1 protein-coding gene is annotated in these 256 nt (G+C 62.1%); it reads right to left on the minus strand.

Annotated elements, in window-relative coordinates; genetic code table 11:
- A partial coding sequence (locus tag R0J88_RS21590; protein WP_410901116.1) for a hypothetical protein occupies nt 1–224 on the minus strand: 224 nt, incomplete at its 3' end.
- Nucleotides 225–256: the final 32 nt, after the last annotated feature.

Below are 256 nucleotides of genomic sequence, written 5' to 3' on the forward strand. Positions count from 1 at the left end.
GATCGGATCACGCTGCAGAGATTGCCTGCATGGAAATGCGGATCCTTGTCGGCCAGCACATCGGCCTTCACGTTGCCGAACGTCGTGTCCGGCTTGTGCCGGATGCCGTCGTAGAACGTCTGGATGATGTCTTCCTTGAAACGCGGCGTGCGCGGATGCGCGCGGACGACGGCGTCTCGTTCGACGTCGTTGTACTCCTGATACGCGAGGCCCAGCACGTCCATCTCGACCCCTGCGGTAACGAGTGCGACGACCG

Source organism: Pseudoalteromonas sp. SIMBA_162, assembly GCF_046535955.1.
Classification (GTDB): domain Bacteria; phylum Pseudomonadota; class Gammaproteobacteria; order Enterobacterales; family Alteromonadaceae; genus Pseudoalteromonas; species Pseudoalteromonas marina.